General features: G+C 75.9%; 16 protein-coding genes and 1 tRNA gene. 4 read left to right on the top strand and 13 right to left on the bottom strand.

Annotated features, from left to right (window positions below; genetic code table 11):
* Window positions 1–59 precede the first annotated feature (59 nt).
* Both AC2TDM_RS13315 and AC2TDM_RS13320 read left to right on the top strand, forming a co-directional pair.
* Window positions 60–1,043 carry a siderophore-interacting protein gene (locus AC2TDM_RS13315; protein ID WP_484634935.1) on the top strand — a complete coding sequence of 328 codons (984 nt, stop codon included), beginning with the start codon at window positions 60–62 and terminating at the stop codon, window positions 1,041–1,043.
* 143 nt (window positions 1,044–1,186) lie between these two features.
* Window positions 1,187–1,708 carry an ATP-binding protein gene (locus AC2TDM_RS13320; protein WP_484634936.1) on the top strand — a complete coding sequence of 174 codons (522 nt, stop codon included), beginning with the start codon at window positions 1,187–1,189 and terminating at the stop codon, window positions 1,706–1,708.
* 48 nt (window positions 1,709–1,756) lie between these two features.
* Here the strand turns inward: AC2TDM_RS13320 and AC2TDM_RS13325 are convergent.
* The 6 genes from AC2TDM_RS13325 to eno form a co-directional block, all read right to left on the bottom strand.
* Window positions 1,757–1,830 (bottom strand) — tRNA-Leu (locus AC2TDM_RS13325).
* A 176-nt stretch (window positions 1,831–2,006) separates the two neighbouring features.
* Window positions 2,007–3,488 (bottom strand): NAD(P)/FAD-dependent oxidoreductase, encoded by a 1,482-nt coding sequence (locus tag AC2TDM_RS13330; RefSeq protein ID WP_484634937.1) that lies wholly within the window; start codon window positions 3,486–3,488, stop codon window positions 2,007–2,009.
* Between the two features lie 172 nt (window positions 3,489–3,660).
* A complete protein-coding gene (locus AC2TDM_RS13335) occupies window positions 3,661–4,629 on the bottom strand; it encodes a Ppx/GppA phosphatase family protein (protein WP_090031674.1) in 969 nt (322 codons plus the stop codon).
* A 40-nt stretch (window positions 4,630–4,669) separates the two neighbouring features.
* Window positions 4,670–5,194, bottom strand: coding sequence for a DUF501 domain-containing protein (locus AC2TDM_RS13340; RefSeq protein ID WP_484636462.1), 525 nt, complete (start codon window positions 5,192–5,194; stop codon window positions 4,670–4,672).
* A 222-nt stretch (window positions 5,195–5,416) separates the two neighbouring features.
* The gene (locus AC2TDM_RS13345; RefSeq protein ID WP_239078801.1) at window positions 5,417–6,040 is read right to left on the bottom strand and encodes an FtsB family cell division protein; all 624 of its coding nucleotides are present in this window, start codon (window positions 6,038–6,040) and stop codon (window positions 5,417–5,419) included.
* 183 nt (window positions 6,041–6,223) lie between these two features.
* The gene (gene eno, locus AC2TDM_RS13350) at window positions 6,224–7,507 is read right to left on the bottom strand and encodes a phosphopyruvate hydratase (RefSeq protein ID WP_090031469.1); all 1,284 of its coding nucleotides are present in this window, start codon (window positions 7,505–7,507) and stop codon (window positions 6,224–6,226) included.
* Window positions 7,508–7,633: 126 nt separating this feature from the next.
* Here eno and AC2TDM_RS13355 point away from each other — a divergent pair, with 126 nt between their 5' ends.
* Entirely contained in the window at window positions 7,634–8,485 is an 852-nt protein-coding gene (locus AC2TDM_RS13355) for an alpha/beta hydrolase (RefSeq protein WP_090031471.1), read from the top strand.
* 16 nt (window positions 8,486–8,501) lie between these two features.
* Here AC2TDM_RS13355 and AC2TDM_RS13360 read toward each other — a convergent pair whose 3' ends face one another.
* The 4 genes from AC2TDM_RS13360 to AC2TDM_RS13375 form a co-directional block, all read right to left on the bottom strand.
* Window positions 8,502–9,053, bottom strand: coding sequence for a hypothetical protein (locus AC2TDM_RS13360; protein ID WP_090031473.1), 552 nt, complete (start codon window positions 9,051–9,053; stop codon window positions 8,502–8,504).
* A 72-nt stretch (window positions 9,054–9,125) separates the two neighbouring features.
* Entirely contained in the window at window positions 9,126–9,863 is a 738-nt protein-coding gene (locus AC2TDM_RS13365) for a nucleoside triphosphate pyrophosphohydrolase (protein ID WP_239078802.1), read from the bottom strand.
* Window positions 9,860–13,507: a transcription-repair coupling factor gene (gene mfd, locus AC2TDM_RS13370; protein WP_090031474.1), complete on the bottom strand. Its 3,648-nt coding sequence runs from the start codon at window positions 13,505–13,507 to the stop codon at window positions 9,860–9,862. Before mfd ends, AC2TDM_RS13365 begins: the two co-directional genes overlap by 4 nt.
* Before the next feature lie 96 nt (window positions 13,508–13,603).
* On the bottom strand, window positions 13,604–14,725 hold the full coding sequence (locus AC2TDM_RS13375) for a glycosyltransferase (protein WP_139224321.1): 1,122 nt from the start codon (window positions 14,723–14,725) through the stop codon (window positions 13,604–13,606).
* Window positions 14,726–14,947: 222 nt separating this feature from the next.
* Between AC2TDM_RS13375 and AC2TDM_RS13380 the strand changes: the two genes are divergently transcribed.
* Window positions 14,948–16,030 (top strand): polysaccharide pyruvyl transferase family protein, encoded by a 1,083-nt coding sequence (locus tag AC2TDM_RS13380; RefSeq protein ID WP_484634938.1) that lies wholly within the window; start codon window positions 14,948–14,950, stop codon window positions 16,028–16,030.
* Between the two features lie 15 nt (window positions 16,031–16,045).
* Here the strand turns inward: AC2TDM_RS13380 and AC2TDM_RS13385 are convergent, their stop codons facing one another.
* The 3 genes from AC2TDM_RS13385 to AC2TDM_RS13395 all read right to left on the bottom strand — a co-directional run bounded on the left by AC2TDM_RS13385 (window position 16,046) and on the right by AC2TDM_RS13395 (window position 19,067).
* Window positions 16,046–17,194, bottom strand: coding sequence for an acyltransferase family protein (locus AC2TDM_RS13385; protein WP_484634939.1), 1,149 nt, complete (start codon window positions 17,192–17,194; stop codon window positions 16,046–16,048).
* Between the two features lie 140 nt (window positions 17,195–17,334).
* Entirely contained in the window at window positions 17,335–18,009 is a 675-nt protein-coding gene (locus AC2TDM_RS13390; RefSeq protein ID WP_484634940.1) for an acyltransferase family protein, read from the bottom strand.
* Between the two features lie 41 nt (window positions 18,010–18,050).
* A complete protein-coding gene (locus tag AC2TDM_RS13395; RefSeq protein WP_484634941.1) occupies window positions 18,051–19,067 on the bottom strand; it encodes a hypothetical protein in 1,017 nt (338 codons plus the stop codon).
* Between the last annotated feature and the right edge of the window lie 418 nt (window positions 19,068–19,485).

A 19,485-nucleotide genomic window follows, 5' to 3' on the forward strand; every position in this document is an offset into this window, starting at 1 on the left:
TCGGTGAGGGGTGGGCTGGGCGCCGGGGCTCATGGGCGGGCGGGTTAGGGTCGGGCGCCGTGACCTCCTCGACGACCGGCTCCGCCACGCCCGGTTCGACCTCGCGCAGCTCGGCCTCGTCCGGTCCCGCCTCGGCGCCCGGCCCGGGAGGAGTGCGACGGCGGCAGGCGGCGCTGCCCGGGACCGTGCTGCAGGCGCACCGGGTCACCGAGCACCTCGTGCGGGTCGTGCTGGGCGGGCCCGGGCTCGCGGCGTTCGAGCCGTCGGTGCACGCCGACTCCTACGTCAAGCTCGCCTTCTGCGCGCCGGGGCCGCGGCCGCTCGACGAGGACGGGCGCGTCGACCTGACCGCCGTGCGCGACGCGCTCGGGCCGGACGCGGTGCGGCTGCGCGCGTACACCGTGCGGGACGCCCGCGACGGCGAGGTCACCCTCGACGTCGTCGTGCACGGCGACGAGGGCCTGGCCGGGCCCTGGGCGGCGCGACTCGCGGACGGGCGCCCGCGCGAGGAGGACCTCGAGGCGCTGGTGCTCGGGCCCGGCGGCGCCTGGTCGCCGGTCGGCACGGGTCCGCGCGCCGGCGCCGGCACGGCGACGGACGCCGCCGCCGACGACGACGAGCCCGTCGCGACGGTGCTGGTCGGCGACGCCTCGGCACTGCCCGCGGTGGCCGTGTGCCTCGAGCGGATGCCGGCGGACGCCACCGGTGTGGCCCTCGTCGAGGTCGCGGGGCCGGCCGACAGGCTGCCGCTGACCGCGCCCGCCGGAGTCGAGGTGCGCTGGGTCGAGGCGGCAGGGGCACCCGGTGACGCCCTCGTCGCCGCCGTGCGGGAGCTGGCCTGGCCCGCCGGGCGCGTCGAGGCGTTCGTGCACGGCGAGGCGCAGGCCGTCCGCGCGCTGCGCCGGCACGTGCGGGCCGAGCGCGGCGTGCGCCGGGAGGACCTGTCGGCGTCGGGGTACTGGCGCCAGGGCGTCGACGACGAGGGCTGGCGCGCGCAGAAGCGCGACTGGGTCGCCGCGGTCGAGGCCGACGACGCGGGCTGAGGAACCGGAGGACCCGGACCACCCCCAGCCGGACCGCCCACCGGAGCCCGCACCTGCGCTCCACCCGCGCGCCCACCTGCAGCGCTCGCCGCGGCAGCCCGCCCGACGTACCGTCGAGGCCTCCGTCCGAAAGAGGTCCGTCCGTGCCCGAGCAGCAGGAGCGCGCAGCCGACACGCGCTCGGAGGCCGACCAGGGATGGCGCGCCAGCACGCCGCCGGACTCGTTCTCCCTCGTGCACGAGTGGGTCATCGACTCCCTCACGGAGCTCGCCGGGCTGCGGCGCTCGCTGCAGCAGGCGCTCGTGACCTCTCGACGCGCTGCGGTCGACGGCCTGTCCCGGACCCCCGACCTCATGGTGCTGGTGGCCTCGGAGCTGGCGACGAACGCCCTGCGGCACGGCCGGCCGCCGACGATCGTCCGGCTGCTCGCCGACGGCGACGGCTGGCTGCTCGACGTCGCCGACCACGGCGTCGACACCGCTCCCGTCCTCGCCGGGGTGCGCGAGCCGGGCGAGGGCGGCTTCGGGCTGGCGATCGCCCGGAAGCTCGCCCTCGACGTCGGGTGGTACGCCACCGGGACGACGAAGCACGTGTGGGCGGTCTTCGCCGACACCTCCCCCGCCGACGGCGACGCCGAGCCGGCGGACCCCGCGCCGACCGCGTAGTCGCGCGCGAGCTCGCGGTCCGCGGCGGTCCGACGGCCGGGACACGGGTGCCCCCGCCGGGGCTCGAACCCGGACTGGGCCGGGTTTAAGCCGGCTGCCTCTGCCGATTGGGCTACGGGGGCGGTGCGGGCGCTCGCGCCGGTGGCCACGGGGCATGCCCGCACACGCGGGCGCGAGCAGCCGGGCGCCGCGGGGCTCGCACCCACGACACCCGGCTGGACCGAGGGGCGGCCGCGGCACCGCGCCGCCCGGGATGACGGACGGCCCGGCGCGTCGGGGACGCGCCGGGCCGTCGGCGTCAGCTCTTGCTGGCGTTCTGCTTCTCGGACTCGGCCGGCGAGCCGGACTCCTCCTTGATCGCGGGGATGGACGGCGCCGGCTTGGCCGAGGCGAGCTCGGGGTCCCGCGGCGGCGCCTCCTGCGTCTTCGGCTTGGCCGGCTGCGACGCGGCGCGGAACTCGGCGCGCGGGTCGTGGATCGCGCCGAGGGCGACGACCTCGCGGCGGAGCAGGAGCGAGCCCGTCCAGCCGGCCATGATCCGGACCTTGCGGTTGAAGGTCGGCATGGCGCCCACGTGGTAGGTGCGGTGCAGGACCCAGGCGAGGAACCCGCGGACCTTGAGCTTGCCGAACATCTGCGCGACGCCCTTGTAGACGCCGAGCGACGCGACGGCGCCGACGTTCTTGTGGCTGTACTCCGTCGGCTCCGCGGAGCGGAGGACGCGCGCCAGGTTGTCGCCGAGGTGGTTGCCCTCGCGGACGGCGTGCTGGGCGTTCGGCGGGCAGGTCTTGCCGGGCTGCGTCAGGTCCGGCACGGCGGCGCAGTCACCCGCGGCGTAGGCGTCGGGCACGACGGTGCCGTCCTCCTGCGTGACCTGCAGCTTCGCGTTGCAGATGACGCGCCCGAGCTTGTCCAGCGGCAGGTCGGAGTCCTGCAGCACCGGGTTGGCCTTCACCCCGGCGGTCCAGATGATCGTCTCGGCGTCGAACTCCGTCTTGTTCGACAGCACGACGTGGCCGTCGACGCAGGAGGACAGGAAGGTGGAGAGGTAGATCTCGATGTTGCGCTTGCGCAGCTGCTCGAGCGTGTAGCCGCCGAGCTCCTCGCTCACCTCGGGGAGGATGCGCGGCGATCCCTCGACGAGGACGAACCGCAGCTCCTCCTCCTCGATCGCCTTGTAGTACTTCACCGCGGCGCGGGCCATGTCCTCGACCTCTGCCAGCGCCTCGATGCCGGCGAACCCGCCGCCGACGAAGACGAACGTGAGCATCTTGCGGCGCAGCTCGGGGTCCCAGGTGCTCGACGCGACGTCGATGCGGTTGAGGACCTGGTTGCGCAGGGCGATGGCCTCCTCGACCTGCTTGAAGCCGATGGCCTGCTCCGCGAGGCCCGGGATGGGCAGCGTGCGGGCGACCGAGCCGAGGCCGACCACGAGGTGGTCGTAGGTGACCCAGTAGGGCTCACCCTCCTCCGGCGTGATCTGCACGGTGCGATCCGCGTGCTTGATCTGGCTGACCTTGCCCTGCAGCACGTCGACGCCCTTGAGCGCGCGGCGGTGCGGGGCGACGGCCCAGCGGGGGTCGATGGACCCGGCCGCCACCTCGGGCAGGAAGGGGTAGTACGTCATGTACGGGCGCGGGTCGACGACGACGATCGCCGCCTCGCGGTTGCCGAGCCGCTTGCGCAGCCGCTTGGCGGTGTACAGGCCCACCGTGCCGCCCCCGAGGACGAGGACGCGGGGGACCTTGCGGGACTTCGTGGAGGCGACCGGCTCGGACATGCGGTCAACGCTACCCGCCCCCACGCGGGCCCGCCGTCCCGGCCGCCGGGTGCAGGGCTCCGGCCAGCGCTGATACCGCTTCCCGGGCCCCGGCTGTGAGGACCCTCACCCCCTGTCGGCCCACGCGCCCGTGCCCCACGAGGCCGTCGGCGCGCCCCGGCTGCCGCGCGCGTCAGGCCCGGGCGGCGCGATCGACGACGCTGAGGGCGATGCCGTCGAGGATGTCGTGCTCCGAGGTGACGACCGCGCTCAGCGCGCCGCCAGCCGCACGCACGTCCGCGTCCACCCGTGCGACGACGTCGTGCCAGACGAGCGCCCCCGCCCCGATGACGTCCACCCGGCCCGGGTGCATGAAGGGCAGCGCGGCCCGCGACGCGCGGTCCCGGCGCAGCAGGTCGTCGCAGGCGGCGAGCACCGCGTCCACCGCGAGGGCGGACCCGTCGATCCGCTCGGGCTGGTAGGCCGGCAGGCCGAGCGCGTGGGCGGTGACGGTCGTGACGGTCCCCGCCAGCCCGACGAGGGTGCGCGCCCGCGACCAGTCGACGTGCCCGGCCGCCTCGTCGAGCGCCGCGGCCACGTCGGCACGGGCGGCGGCGACCTCGTCGGCCGCCGGGGGGTCCGAGCGCAGGTGCCGCTCGGTCAGCCGCACGCAGCCGACGTCCATGGACCACGCGGCGTCGGGGGTGCCCGTGCCGACGACGAGCTCCGTCGACCCGCCCCCGAGGTCGACGACGACGTACGGGCCCGGGTGCGCCGCGAGCCCGCCGACGGCCCCCCGGAAGGACAGGGCGGCCTCCTCGTGCCCGGCCACGACCTCGGGCTCCACGCCGATGGCGTCCCGCACCCCGGCGACGAACTCGTCGCGGTTCTCCGCGTCCCGCGTGGCGGAGGTCGCGACGAACCGCACGGCCGCCGCGCCCGGCTCGACCCCGAGCTCGACGCACCGGTCGGCGTAGCGCCGCGTCGCATCCAGCGTCCGCGCGAGCGCCTCCGGCGCGAGGCGACCCGTGCGGTCCACGCCCTGCCCCAGGCGGACGACCTCCATGCGTCGGTCGACGTCGGTGAGGGTCCCGCCCTCGACGTCGGCGACGAGCAGCCGGATGGAGTTGGTCCCGCAGTCGATGGCAGCCACACGCGTCACGGGCGTCATCGTGCCACCCGCACGCGGGTCGGCACGCGGGTCAGCAGGTGCAGCGGTCGGGCCGCCACTGGTCGGCGACGAGCGCGAGGGCCTCGTCGCCCAGGGGGTTGACCCCGGGGCCGGCTGCGAGCGCGTGCCCGACGAGCACGTGCAGGCACTTGACGCGCGTGGGCATGCCGCCGGCCGACACCCCCGCGATCTCGGGCACGTGCCCGAGCGCCTCCCGGTCGGCGAGGTAGGCCGCGTGCGCGCGGGCGTGGCCCTCCGCGAGCGCGGGGTCCTCCGCCAGGCGCTGCGTCCAGGTCCGCATGATCCCCGAGGCCTCGAGCGTGCTGACCGCCGACACCGCCGGCGGGCAGGTGAGGTAGTACGTCGTCGGGAAGGGGGTGCCGTCGTCGAGCCTCGGCGCGGTGCGGACCACGGTCGGCCGCCCGCAGACGCACCGGGCCGCGATCCCGACGAGCCCGCGCGGCGGCCGGCCGAGCTGCTCGGCGAGCACGGCCCGGTCGGCGTCGGTGACGACCGCGGGGTCGACGGCCCCGTCGGGCACGGGTGCGTCCGGCACGGCGGCGGGCACGGCGTCCGGCACGGCCGTGGGCACGGGGGCGGGCACGGCGGTGGGCACGGCGGTGGGCACGGCCGTGGAGGCCGACGCGTCGGGGGCGGCGAGGGGGAGGTCGTGCTGCGTCACGCGGGGTCCTGGGGGTCGTGGACGGGGACGTCCCATCATCCCCGACCGCGAGCGCGCTCCCGGGCCGTCGCGAGCGAGCCCGTCGCTCGCGTGACCTCAGGAAGTCGCGGGCGGCGCCTCGGGCGTCGGCGCGGGCGGGGTCACGGGGGCCGCGCCCGCCTCCTCGACGGAGGTCCACACCGACTGGTACCAGGGCCGCGTCGTGCCGTCCGCGAGGGTCGAGGAGTCGGTGCTCGGACCGGCCGGCACGGCGGCCTCGGGGACCGTGCCGGGGTCGACGACGCGGTAGGCCCGCTCCCCCGGCAGGACGAAGGCGAGGCGGTCGCGCGCCTGGGCGCGGACGTAGGCCGGGTCGTCCCAGCGGTCGAGGTCGGCCTGGAGCTCGGAGTTCGTCGCCTGCGCCTGCTCCACCTGCTGCTCCAGCGCCCGCAGCTCGGCCTGCTGCTGCAGGTAGGAGCCCAGTGTCGGGTAGACGAGCACGAACGCGACGACGACGACGAGCGCCAGCACGAGCACCCGCGCGGAGAACAGCCGTGGCACGGTGGCCTGCACGACGGGCACGGGACCGCGGGGACGGCGGCCGGCACCCCCGGGACGCGCGCCGGGGCGCGGTGCGGGCCGCTCGCCGAGCCGCTGACCGGACCGCTCGCCGTGCTTGTCGCCCGGCGCGGCCGCGCCGCGCGGGGCGCGCGGGTGGCCGGGACGGCGGGACGAGGGCATGGCCTCGATTGTGCCCCGCACCTGCGGCCCCGGCGGCACCGACCCGCCGCAGCACGAGGTCGGCACGGGATCAGCACGGGCCAGCACGTGGTCACCACGGGACGGGACGCCGCAGGGCCGGCGACCCGGAGGTCGTCGGCCCTGCGTCGTGCTGCTGGGTGCTGCTGGGTGTGCTGCGGGTGCTCAGCCCTGCGAGAACCGCGGGAAGGCGGAGCGACCGGCGTAGACACCGGCGTCGTCCAGCTCCTCCTCGATGCGCAGGAGCTGGTTGTACTTGTTGATGCGCTCGCCACGGGCGGGGGCACCGGTCTTGATCTGGCCGGCGTTCGTCGCCACCGACAGGTCGGCGATGGTGGTGTCCTCGGTCTCGCCGGAGCGGTGCGAGGTCATCGTCGTGAAGCCGCTGCGCTGCGCGAGCGTGACGGCGTCGAGCGTCTCGGACAGCGTGCCGATCTGGTTGAGCTTGACCAGCAGGGAGTTCGCCGACTTGAGCGAGATGCCCTTGGCCAGGCGCTCGGGGTTGGTGACGAACAGGTCGTCGCCGACGATCTGCACCTTGTCGCCCACGCGGCGCACGAGCTCGGACCAGGAGTCCCACTCGTCCTCGGACAGCGGGTCCTCGATGGAGACCAGCGGGTAGTCCGCGACGAGCTGCTCGTAGAACGCGAGCATCTCCTCGGGGCTCTTGGCGGAGCCCTCGAACTGGTAGGCGCCGTCCTTGAAGAACTCGGTCGCGGCGACGTCGAGGGCCAGGGCCACGTCGACGCCCGGCGTGAAGCCGGCCTTCTCCACGGCGGAGAGGATGAGGTCCAGCGCGGCGCGGTTGCTCGAGAGGTTCGGCGCGAAGCCGCCCTCGTCGCCCAGGCCGGTGCTCAGGCCCTGGGCCTTGAGCACGGACTTGAGGGAGTGGTAGACCTCCGCGCCGGTGCGCAGCGCCTCGCGGAAGCTCGCGGCGCCGATGGGGGCGACCATGAACTCCTGGATGTCGACGTTGGAGTCCGCGTGCGACCCGCCGTTGAGGATGTTCATCATCGGGACCGGCAGGACGTGCGCGTTCGGGCCGCCGACGTAGCGGAACAGCGGCAGGTCGACCGAGTCGGCCGCCGCCTTGGCCACGGCGAGCGAGACGCCGAGGATCGCGTTGGCGCCGAGCTTGCCCTTGTTGGGGGTGCCGTCCAGGTCGATGAGGGCCTGGTCGACGAGGCGCTGCTCCGTGGCCTCGTAGCCGATGAGCTCGGGGGCGATGTCGTCGATGACCGCGTTGACGGCCTGCTCGACGCCCTTGCCCAGGTAGCGGCCCTTGTCGCCGTCACGGCGCTCGACGGCCTCGAAGGCGCCGGTCGAGGCGCCCGACGGGACACCGGCCCGGGCGATGGTGCCGTCGTCGAGCGCGACCTCGACCTCGACGGTGGGGTTGCCGCGCGAGTCCAGGATCTCGCGTGCGCCGACGGCCTCGATGCTGGCCATGGGTCTCCTTCAGGCGGGGGGTCCTCGGTGCGAGGCGTGCAGTGGTCAGCGTAGACCGCGGGGGACGCCCACCCGCGGGACCTCCGTCGGGCGCGGGGGACGCGGGCGCGCGGTACCGTCCCGCCCATGCGCGTCGAGGCACCCGTCCCGCTGACCGTCGCCGGGGCGCCGGCGCAGGGCCCCGAGCCCATCGAGGCGCCCCTCTCGTGGGACGGGCCCGGCGCCCCGCGCCACGTGCGCAACGTCAGCGTGCCGACGCTCACCGCCTACCTCCCCGACGCCGACGTGGCCACGGGTGCCGGGGTCGTCGTGTGCCCGGGCGGCGCCATGCACTTCCTGTCGGTGGAGAACGAGGGCGAGTGGGTGGCGCGGCTCCTCGTCCAGCGCGGGGTCGCGGCCTTCGTCCTGCACTACCGGACGGTCCCCACCCCGCCCGACGAGGTCGAGTGGGCGGCGCTCGCCGAGCGGTCGATGTCGGACCGCGCGTACATGCTCGACGTCGGCGAGCGTTACCGGCCCGTCGCGGCCGCGGACGGCGGGGCGGCGGTCGGCCACGTGCGCGCGCACGCCGAGCGGTACGGCGTGCGGCCGGACCGCGTGGGCATGCTCGGGTTCTCCGCGGGCGGGTTCGTCGTCGCGGCGACCACCCTGGACGCGCCCGACGAGCACCGGCCCGACTTCGTCGCGCCGGTCTACCCGGCGCTGTGGGGGCCGGCCGTCGTGCCGCAGCCCGCGCCGCCGATGTTCCTGGCCTGGGCGTCCGACGACGACCTCGGCGACGCCATCGTGGACTCGTCCCTCACCCTCTACCGGGCGTGGTGGGCGGCCGGCGGCAGCGTCGAGGCGCACGCGTACGCGACCGGCGGCCACGGGTTCGGCGCGACGCCGCGCGGCACGCGCTCGGACCGGTGGTTCGCGGACTTCTCCGCGTGGCTCGACGCGGTCGTGCTCGCGACGGCGGACGTCCGGCGCGCCTGACGGTCGGCCCTGCGGGTCAGCCCGCCGCCGGGGCCGCCGCCTCGGGCGCCACGAGCCACGGCAGGGCCGTGGGCGCGGTGACGGTGCCGCGCTCGTCGACGGCGCCGAAGCGCGGGTTGACCTCGAGGTCCTGCTCGGCGACGCGGGCGAGGAGCTCCTCCTGCGCCTCGGCACCGCCGTCCGGCAGGCCCTGCAGCGCGGTCGCGGCGGCCAGGTAGCGCCCCACGGACAGCGACGCGGGGCTCAGCTCGTCGACCGTCACGCCGGCGGAGGCGAGCGCCGCCTCCAGCGCGCTGCGCGCCTGGTCGTCCGACACCCCGACGCCGTTCTCCGCGGCGAGCTGCGTGACCACCGGCTCCTGCACGAGCACCGCGAGGACCTGGGCGGTCGTCGCGCTGCCGAGCAGCGGCCCGATCTCCGTGATGACGTCCTGCAGGTCGGAGGTGGGGATCTCCCGTCCGTCGACGACCGCCGCCGCCCCCGGCGCCCCGGCGCACGCGGTCAGACCCGCCGCGAGGACCAGCCCCGCCAGCGCCGTCGCCGCCGTCCTGCCCGTCCGCGTCCTCACAGGTCCCTCCCCGTCATCGGGTCGTCCCGGCCGTCCCGTCGTGCGTCGTCGCACCCCCGGCCGCCGCTCATCCTAGGGTCCGGCGGGCGCCGCCTCGCGCCTCCGCAGGCCGTCCTCCCACGTCCGGGCGGCGGCCCGCAGCGCGGCCTCGGCGTCGACGCCCGTCGCCTCCGCCTCGAGGACCAGTGCCAGCAGCCGCTCCCCCACGTCGATGCCCACGCCCGCGCCGACGGGCGTCCGGTCCGGCCCCTCGTCGAGCAGGCCGGCACGGCGGGCCCGGGAGGCGACCTTCTGCGTCCGGGCCAGCGCGCCCAGGGACCCGGGCACCCCGTCGAGCGCGGAGGCGCGCGCGGGCTTCTCGGCGCGCTTGAGGTCGTCCCACCGCGCGAGCACGCCGTCGGCTCCGAGGCCCGGCTCGGCCGGGGAGCCGTCGGCGCCGCCGAACACGTGCGGGTGCCGCCGGACGAGCTTGTCGGCCAGGCCCTCGGCGACGTCGCCGACGTCGAAGGGGTCGTCGGGGTCCTCGGCCGCGATCCGCGCGTGGAAGAGCACCTGCAGCAGCACGTCGCCGAGCTCCTCGCGCAGCCCGGCGCGGTCGACGCCGCCCGGCCGCTCGACGGCCTCGACCACCTCGTGCGCCTCCTCGACGAGGTAGGTCAGCAGCGACGCGTGCGTCTGCTGCGCGTCCCAGGGGCAGCCGCCCGGCGAGCGCAGGCGGTCCATGACGGCCACCGCCCGGGCCAGCGCCCGCACGACGCGCGCCTCGTCGGGCAGGTCGTCCCCGGGCGCACCGCCGACCCCCACCGTCACCGGCGCGCCCCGGCCCCGACGCCCACCCCGGCCGCCGCGGAGACGTCCCCGCGGACCACCGCGTCGACGAAGGCGCGCGCCCACTCCAGCAGCGCCCCGCCGGACAGCGCCTTGCCGCCGATGCGGGCCGTCATCGGGAACGGCACGAGCACGGTCCGCGTGGCGGGCTTGAGCACCGCGCCGGGGAAGAGCCGCTTGAGCCGCAGCTGCGCCGACTCCGCCAGCTCCACCGGCGCGAACCGGATCATCCGGCCCTGCGCGGTGACGTCCGTCAGCCCCGCGCCGCGCACGTGGTTGCGGAACGCGGCGACGGCGAAGAGGTTCTCCACCGCCGTCGGGACCGCGCCGTACCGGTCGACGAGCTCGGCCCGCACCTCCGCGAGCGCCGCGTCGTCGGCGGCCACCGCGATCTTGCGGTAGGCCTCCAGGCGCAGCCGCTCGTGGGCGACGTAGTCGTGCGGGATGTGCGCGTCGACGGGCAGCTCGAGCGTGACGTCCGGCAGCTCCTCGGGCTGGTCGCCGCGGAAGGACGCGACGGCCTCCCCCACCATGCGGATGTAGAGGTCGAAGCCGACGCCCTCGATGTGGCCGGACTGCTCCCCGCCGAGCAGGTTGCCCGCGCCGCGGATCTCGAGGTCCTTCATGGCGATCGCGATGCCCGCGCCGAGGTCGGTGTGGGCGGCCATCGTCTGGAGCCGGTCGTGCGCGGTCTCCGTGAGCGGGACCTCCGGCGGGTAGAGGAAGTAGGCGTAGGCCCGCTCGCGCCCGCGGCCGACGCGCCCGCGCAGCTGGTGGAGCTGGGACAGGCCCAGCCGGTCGGCACGCTCGAGGATGAGCGTGTTGGCGTTGGAGATGTCCAGACCGGTCTCGACGATCGTCGTGCAGACGAGGACGTCGAACTTCTTCTCCCAGAAATCGGCGATGACCTGCTCGAGCCGGTGCTCGCCCATCTTGCCGTGGGCGACGGCGATGCGGGCCTCGGGGACGAGCTCCTGCAGGCGCCCGGCGGTCCGCTCGATCGACTCCACGCGGTTGTGCACGTAGAAGACCTGGCCCTCGCGCAGGAGCTCGCGCCGGATGGCCGCGCCGATCTGCTTCTCCTCGTACGGCCCGACGAAGGTGAGCACGGGGTGACGCTCCTCCGGCGGCGTGGCCAGCGTCGACATCTCGCGGATGCCCGTGACGGCCATCTCCAGGGTGCGCGGGATGGGGGTGGCGGACATCGACAGCACGTCGACGTTGGTCCGCAGCGCCTTGAGCGTCTCCTTGTGCTCGACGCCGAAGCGCTGCTCCTCGTCGATGATCACCAGGCCCAGGTCCTTGAACCGCACCCCGCCCGTGATGAGCCGGTGGGTGCCGATGACGACGTCCACCGAGCCGTCCCGCAGCCCCTCGACGACGGCCTCGGACTCGGCGGGCGTCGAGAACCGCGACAGCGCCTTGACGGTCACCGGGAACGGCGCGTACCGCTCGGTGAACGTGTCGAGGTGCTGCTGGACGAGCAGGGTCGTCGGCACGAGGACCGCCACCTGCTTGCCGTCCTGCACGGCCTTGAACGCCGCGCGGATGGCGATCTCCGTCTTGCCGTAGCCGACGTCGCCGCAGACGAGCCGGTCCATGGGGACCGGCTTCTCCATGTCGGCCTTGACCTCGTCGATCGTCGCGAGCTGGTCCGGCGTCTCGACGTAGGCGAACGCGTCCTCGAGCTCGCGCTGCCACGGGGTGTCGGGGCCGAAGGCGTGCCCCTCCGTCGCCATCCGCGCCGAGTACAGCCGGATGAGCTCGGCCGCGATCTCCTTGACGGCCTTGCGCGCGCGGCCCTTCGTCTTGGCCCAGTCGGCGCCGCCCATCTTGTTGAGCGTCGGCGACTCCCCGCCCACGTACTTCGTCACCTGGTCGAGCGCGTCCGACGGCACGAAGAGCCGGTCCCCGGGCTGCCCGCGCTTGCTGGAGGCGTACTCGATGACGAGGTACTCGCGCGTCGTGGCGGTGGCGCCCGCGCCGATGGTCCGCTGCACGAGCTCGACGAACCGGCCCACGCCGTGCTGCTCGTGCACGACGAGGTCGCCGGGACGCAGCTGCAGCGGGTCGACGACGTTGCGCCGGCGGCTCGGCATGCGGCGCATGTCCTTCGTCGTCGACCCGCCGCGACCCGTGAGGTCGGACTCGGAGAACACGGCCAGGCGCAGGCCCTCCGCGACGAACCCCGGCCCGACGAGGCCCGGCGTCACCAGGACGATGCCGCCCTCGGGCTCCGCGTCGACGGTCGGGACCAGCCGCGCCGGCACCTCCGAGGCGTTGAGCTGCTCGACCATGCGCTGGGCGGACCCGTGGCCCTCCGTCGCGAGGACGAGCCGCCAGCCGTCGCGCTGCAGGCGGCGCACGTCGTCGACGGCCCGCTCGACCTCGCCGCGGTACCGCTCGACGTCCCGCGCGGCGACGACGTACGTGTCCACGCCGCCCACCGGCCCCGCGCCGCCGAGCGTCGTGCCGTCCTCGTCGTCGGTCTCCTCGAGCGTGAACGGGCTGAGCGTCCACCAGCCCAGGCCGCGGGCGGCGGCGCGCTCGCGCACGTCGGCGAAGGTGAGGAACGACGCCGCGGACAGGTCCAGCGGGGTGCGGGCGCCCGCCGCGGCCGAGGTCCAGGCGGCGGCGAGGAACTCCTCCGTGGTGGCGACGAGGTCGTGGGCGCGGCGGCGCACCCGCTCGGGGTCGACGAGGACGAGCAGGGACTCGGGGTCCACGAGCTCGGTCACCGGGACCATGCCCTCGACGAGCACCGGCGCGAGGGACTCCATGCCCTCCACGGCGATGCCCTCCGCGAGGCGGTCGAGCATGTCCGTGGCGCCCGGGAGCTGCTCGACGAGCGCGCGGGCCCGGGCGCGGACGGCGTCGGTGAGGAGGATCTCCCGGCACGGGGGCGCCCACACGTGGTCGGCGACCTCGAGGCTGCGCTGGTCGGCGACGGAGAACCAGCGGATCTCCGACACCTCGTCGCCCCACAGCTCCACGCGCAGCGGGTGGTCCTCGGTCGGGGGGAACACGTCGAGGATGCCGCCGCGCACGGCGAACTCCCCGCGTCGCTCGACCATGTCGACGCGGCTGTAGGCGGCGTCGACGAGGCGACCCGCGAGCGCGTCGAGGTCCACCGTGTCGCCCTGCCGCACCTCCACGGGCTCGAGCTCCCCCAGCCCCGTCACGACGGGCTGCAGCAGCGCGCGCACCGGCATGACGAGCACGCGGACCGGGCCGGTGTGCGTGCCCGCGGGTCCCGGGTGCGCGAGGCGGCGGAAGACGCCCAGGCGACGGGCGACGGTGTCGCTGCGCGGGCTGAGCCGCTCGTGCGGCAGGGTCTCCCACGCGGGCAGCACCGCGACGTCGTGGTCCGGCAGGTAGCAGCGCAGGGCGGCCGCGAGCTCGTCGGCGTCGCGGCCCGTCGCGGTCACGACCGTGAGCGGCCGCCCGCCGGCCGCCCGGTCCGCCGGGGCGGCGCCGGCGCGCGCGCCCGCCATCGCGGCGAGCAGCGGCGCGCGGACGCCCGCCGGGCCGACGACGTCCGCCTGGCCGCGGGCGCGCACGTGCTCGAGCGCGGCCGTCGCGGCGCCGTCCTCCAGCAGGGCGGCGAGCAGACCGGTGAGGTTCATGAAGGGGGCTCCTGCGGGGCACGGCGGACGTCGCGCACCGCCGCCCGGGCAGCACGCGCACCCCGCCTCGGGAGGAGGACGGGGTGGGTCCCCAGTCTACGGAGCGGTGTCCAGCCGGGCGCGCGCGGGGGCGGGCACGGAGGCGGGCGCGGAAGTGGGCGCGGGGTCGGGCGTGGCGTGCGGCGCGCTCCCGGGTGGCGTCACGGCCCCGGACGCCGCCAGCACCCGCCCCGCCGGCCCCGGGCCGCGCGCCGGGCGCCGCAGCGACCGCGCGACGAGCACCAGGCCCGCCAGCGTCCCGCGCACGACCGCCGAGACCGGCCGCCAGGGGCGCAGGAGCTGGCGACGTCCGCCGCGCAGCAGCACCTCGACGGCATAGGACCCCGTCGTCAGCGCCCACCGCAGACGGGTGCGCCGGGACAGGTGCTGCGTCGCGAACAGCAGACGGTTGCGGCAGTTCCAGTAGTAGTAGGTCGGGGACTTCGCGGGCGACGACGACGCGCCGCCCCGCTGCGTGCCCCCGACGGCGTGCCCGGCGCGGGCCTCGTCGAGCACGGCGACCGTGCCGCCCGCGCGGCGCACGCGCCAGCACAGGTCGACGTCCTCCCAGTAGAGGAAGTAGTCGTCGTCGTACCCGCCGACGGCCTCCCACAGGCGCCGGTGCACGACGAGGGCCGTGCCGACGAGCCAGGGCTCGGCCGGGGTGCGACCGTCGCGGACGATCGTCGCGTGGCCCGTGCGCAGGTCCAGGTCGGCGCCGGCGAACCACAGGTCCCCGTCCGCCTTGTCGATGCGCGGGCTGAGCAGCGCCATCGGGTCGGCCCGGACCCGCCGCTCGAGGGCGTGGAGGTCCGCGGCGCCCATCCAGGCGTCGGGGTTGAGCAGCAGGAAGACGTCGTGGCCGTCCGCGGTCGCCCGGCGGACGCCCGCGTTCATGCCCGCGCCGAACCCGGGGTTGCCGTCCATCTCGAGGACCTGCCAGCCCTCGCGCGCGGCCAGGCCCCGCAGCCCGGCGCGCTCGGCGGACGTCGTCCGGTTGTCGACGACGTACACGGCGCCCGCCACCGCGGCCAGCTCGGAGCCGGCCAGGTGCTGCTCGAGCAGGCGCGAGGACGCGTAGTTGACGACGACGACGGCGACGCCGCGGTCGCGTCCCCCGTGCGGGCGGTCCTCGTCCTCCCGGTCCCCCGGGGGGTGCACCTCGGTGCGCACGCTCATGGGCCGTCCCCTCTGCACGACGTCACTGCTTGGCGCCGGCGTCGGGAACATACCCGGCACAGGGGAGGGACCGGCCGCCACGTGACGGAGCCGACACGTCACCCGCCCGGCGTCACCCGTCCGTGGTGCCTCACCGGCCCGGGGGACGCCCCTAGAGTCGGCGCCGTCCCCGGGTGCGCCGCCTCTCCGCGCGCCCGTCCCCGAGCAGACGGGAACCCTGGCATGCGCGTCCTCACCCTCTGGGCCGACGACCGGTCGACGAACCTGGGCGTGCGCGCGCTGGCCCACGGCACGGCGGCCCTCGTCGAGCGGGCCCTGCCCGGGGCGGAGGTCGTGCACCTCGCGTGGGGCGACGGCCCGGCGCCCGTGCCGGTCGACGACTGGCGCGCGGTGCTGAAGGGCCAGGCGAAGCCCGGCTCGGAGCTGCGGCGGTGGCTGGCGGGGTTCGACCTGGCGGTGGACACCCGAGCCGGCGACAGCTTCGCCGACATCTACGGCAAGCACCGCCTGCACACGATGAGCACGCTGGCCGAGCTCGTGACGGAGTCGGGCGTGCCGCTGGTGCTGGGCCCGCAGACCATCGGGCCCTTCCGCAGCCGCTGGTCCCGGGCGGTCGGGGCGTGGTCGCTGCGCCGGGCGGCCGTCGTCATGGCGCGCGACTCCATCAGCGCCGCGTACGCCGACGGCCTGGGCCACCCGGTCGACGTGCTCACCACGGACGTGGTGTTCGCGCTGCCGCGCCCGGTCGTCGAGCGCACGCGCGACGTGCTGCTCAACGTGTCCGGCCTGCTGTGGGCGCCGAACCCGCACGTGGACCACGAGGCCTACCGGCGCACGATCCTGGCGGTGGCGCGCGGCCTGCGGGCGGAGGGCCGGACGGTCGGCCTGCTGGCGCACGTCCTCGACAGCCCGCTGTCGGACAACGACGTCCCCGCCGTGCAGGCCGTGGCGGCCGAGCTGGGCGACGCCGAGGTGGTCGTGCCCACGTCGCTGGAGGACGTGCGGGAGGCCACGGCGTCGGCACGCCTCGTCGTCGGGTCCCGGATGCACGCGTGCCTCAACGCGCTGTCCACCGGCACGCCGGCCCTGCCGCTCGCGTACTCCCGCAAGTTCGACCCGCTGCTGCGCGACATCGGGTGGCGGCACTCCGTCGACCTGCGGCAGGTGGCCGACCCGGCGCCGCTCGTCGTGCGGCTGGCGGGGACGGACCTGGGCGCGGAGGTCGAGGAGGCGCGCGAGCGCGCCGACGCCCTGCTCGAGCCGGCCGTCGCGGCGCTGGCCGGGGCGGTGCGGACCCGGGGCTGAGGCGGTTCGGTCGGCTCAGGCGGCGGGGACGACCGCCGGCTGCCGCGCCGTGCCGGCCACACGCGCCCGCAGGCCGGCCGGCACGGCGAACAGGACGCGCGCCGGCGTGCGCTCGGCGAGGTGCTGCAGCCCGATCGCCGTGGCGACGAGCACGGCCGTCACCACGAGCGGGTAGAGCGCGCCGCCCAGCGGGGTGCGGACGACCGCCGCGAACGCGCCGGACAGCGGACCGAGCTGCAGCACCAGCAGCAGCGCGATGAGCAGCGGGTGCAGCACGTAGACGCCCAGCGTCCGCCGCCCCAGCCACTGCCCGAGCTCCCGCACGGGGGCCCAGCGGCACGCCCACACGACGGCGGTCAGGGAGAAGACGAGGAACACCACGCCGCGCAGGTCGTACAGCGCGGCACCCCACGCGGCCGGCACGAAGCGCCCCGCCTCCATGAGGCCGAGCGACAGCACCCCGCCGGCCACGACGACGGGCAGCGTCGAGCGCTCCGCCAGCCGGCGCAGGTGCGGCGCGGCGTGCACGCCGAGGGCGAAGAAGAGGAACAGGCTCGGCACCTTGAGGCCGAGGGGCTCCCCCAGCCGGCCGTCGAGCCGGTCGAGGACCTGGGACCCGGTGGAGAGCACGACGAGCGCGGTGAGCACGACCGGGGCCGGCACGCGCTGGAGGGCCGGGAGCACGAGGACGTAGACCGCGAGCGCCAGGACGTACCAGAGGGGCGTCGTCGGCACGACGAGCTCGGCCGGCAGGTCGGCCAGGTCGAGGCGGTGCGGCAGCGTCGGCTCGCGGACGAGCAGGTAGAACAGCACGTAGACGGCCACCCACACCAGGTAGAGGTAGTACGAGCCCGCCGCGCGCGTCACCGTGCCGGCCCGGGAGGCGCCCGCCCGCACCGCGCGCGACAGGACGAGACCGGAAATGGCCAGCAGGACCGGCATGCGCAGGTTGCCCAGGACCATGTTGACGTCGTCCCACACGCCGGCCGGCAGGCCCGCGACGGGCAGCCGACGGGCGCTCCAGGCGATCACGTGGAAGAGCACCACGGCCACCACGCACCAGCCGCGGGCGGCGTCGACCCAGGCGAGCCGCGGACGCGGTGCCGTCGGGCCGGCGGCGGGGTCCGCGGGTGCGGTGACGGGAGCTGTCGGGTCGGCCTGCATGGACGCCTCCGGGGCGGGCGCGCGTCGACCCCGGTGGGCTGCGTGTCCTGGGAGCGCGCTGGACGGGACCTGGGGGCGACGTGTCGCTGCTCACCCGCGGGCTCGTCGCGGCGGGTGGGGAGCCGAGGGGCAGCGCGGGATCAGACCGGCGGGCACCCGGCGACGGCGCGGCGGAGCGCAGGCGGCATCGCGAAGAGCACCCGCGCCGGTGTGCGCTCGGCGAGCGACTGCAGGGCGACCGCGATCACCACGAGGACGGCCGTCACCACCAGCGGGAGCAGCAGCGCCCCGGCACCCGAGCGCGCGAGCGCCCCGGCCGCGTCCTGCAGCGGCCCGCGCTGCAGCACCAGCAGGACCGCGATGAGCAGCGGGTGCAGGGCGTAGACGCCCAGCGTCCGCCGCCCGAGCCACGCACCGGCGGTCGCCGCCGGCGCCCACCGGCACAGCCACGCCACGGCGGCGACGGCCGCGACGAGGAAGACGAGCCCCCGCACGGGGAAGAGGACCGCGGCGACCGGCCCGGGCAGCCGTCCCGACACGACGTGCGCGGCGAGGGCGGCCACCACCGTGACCGCGACGGCGGGCCACGTGACGCGGCCGGCCGCGCGCCGCAGCAGCGGTGCGCCGTAGACGCCGACGGCGAAGAAGAACGCCAGCCGCGGGATCTCCACCCACTGCGCCTCGCCGGTCGCGCCGTCGAGGCCGTCGAGCACGTGCGTCGCGGCCGCCAGCACGGCGAGGCCCGTGAGGACCACCGCCGGCGGCACCCGGTGCAGGGCCGCGAGCGCCAGCGTGTACACCGCCAGCGCCAGCACGTACCGGCATCACCTCCGCGCCTGCACGCGACGGGCGGTGGTCAGGAGGCCAGGCCCGGCAGCGTGGCGACGCGACGGGTGCCGCCGCCCGAGATCGTGGTCGGCGTGTTGTTCGTGACGACCCGCACCTGCTTGATGATCTTCTTGAAGTCGTTGTGGATGTTCGACGCCTGCGTCGGGTCGCACGCCGCCTCGCAGTAGAGCGCGACCGTGCTGGACCGGATGAGCACGTGCGCGCCGTAGTTCTGCAGCGCCCTGGCCAGCGCCAGCCCGTCCGCGGTCAGGCCGAGCTTGGTGACGTCGACCGACGGTGGGATCGCGACCATCGTCCCCATGGGGACGCTGCCCGAGTAGGTCGTCGCCGCGCTGGAGTCCTGGGTCCGCGCCGGCCACACCTGCCCGTACTTGAGCATGCTGTCGGGGATCCCGAGCGCGAGCGTGTGCCGGATCGACCGGGCACGCAGCTCGTCGGCACGGATGAGCCCGGCGAAGATGGACACGCCCGAGGCGCGCGCGCCGTCCGCCATGCCGTTGACGCGCAGGTCGGTCTTGACGACCCGCGTGGTGGTCCACGTGTTCGTGGCCACCTTCGTCATCTTGTAGAACTCCCAGCCGGTGTACCCGTTCACGTCCACGATCGCCACGTGCTTGTCCGTGCCGTAGGTCGGGGCCGTGCCGCTGGGCATCTTGAGCCAGTACACGGCACCGGTCTTGGTGTTGGTGACCTTCTGCGTCGGATCCGTGCTCTTGGCCCGGAAGACGGCGATGGACCAGCGGGAGGAGTTGACGACGGGCACGCCGGACAGGATCTGCGCGGTGCGCGTCGAGGTGGAGGACTCGAACTTCGCCCCCGACCCCATCGAGGTGTTCCACACGGCGCTGGACGCGAACGGGTGCGTCCCGGGGTTGCGCAGCGCGGTCGTCGAGGCCGGCAGGGCGGCCGTGGTCGCGGCGGCCGGGGCGGCGGCCTGCACGGCGGCGGCTCCGCCGGTCCCGACGAGCGTGACGACGAGGGCGGCGACGGCGATGCCGCGGGCGACGAGGGGACGACGGGGCACGGTGACCTCCTTGGCCCTCCCGCCGGAGAGGACGAGACGGGGGGCACGACGACGGACGGACCCGGCCGGCGCACCGGACGGGGGCCCAGGGGGGCGGGCGCGAGAGACCCTAGGGCGCTCCTCGTCGGGGCCGACGTGACTGCGGTCACAGGATCGTCGCGTCCAGCAGACGGACGGACCGGGTGAAGTTCTCTGTCAGCAGTGGTGCAGACACCGCTTCCCTGCTACGACCGGACGAAGCAGATCTCGTATCGGTGCAGGTGGAAGGCCCGGCGTCGCCGCGGCGGATGCGCCGACGGCAGCGATGCGGCCTCGCGGCGACGCCGGTCGTCACCTCGCCGTCGCCTCGTCGTGACCACCTCGTGATGTGGCCTACATCACGTGCTCATGGATCGTGCGGTTCCCACATCGTGGATGG

This window comes from Cellulomonas sp. plas2, assembly GCF_057221735.1.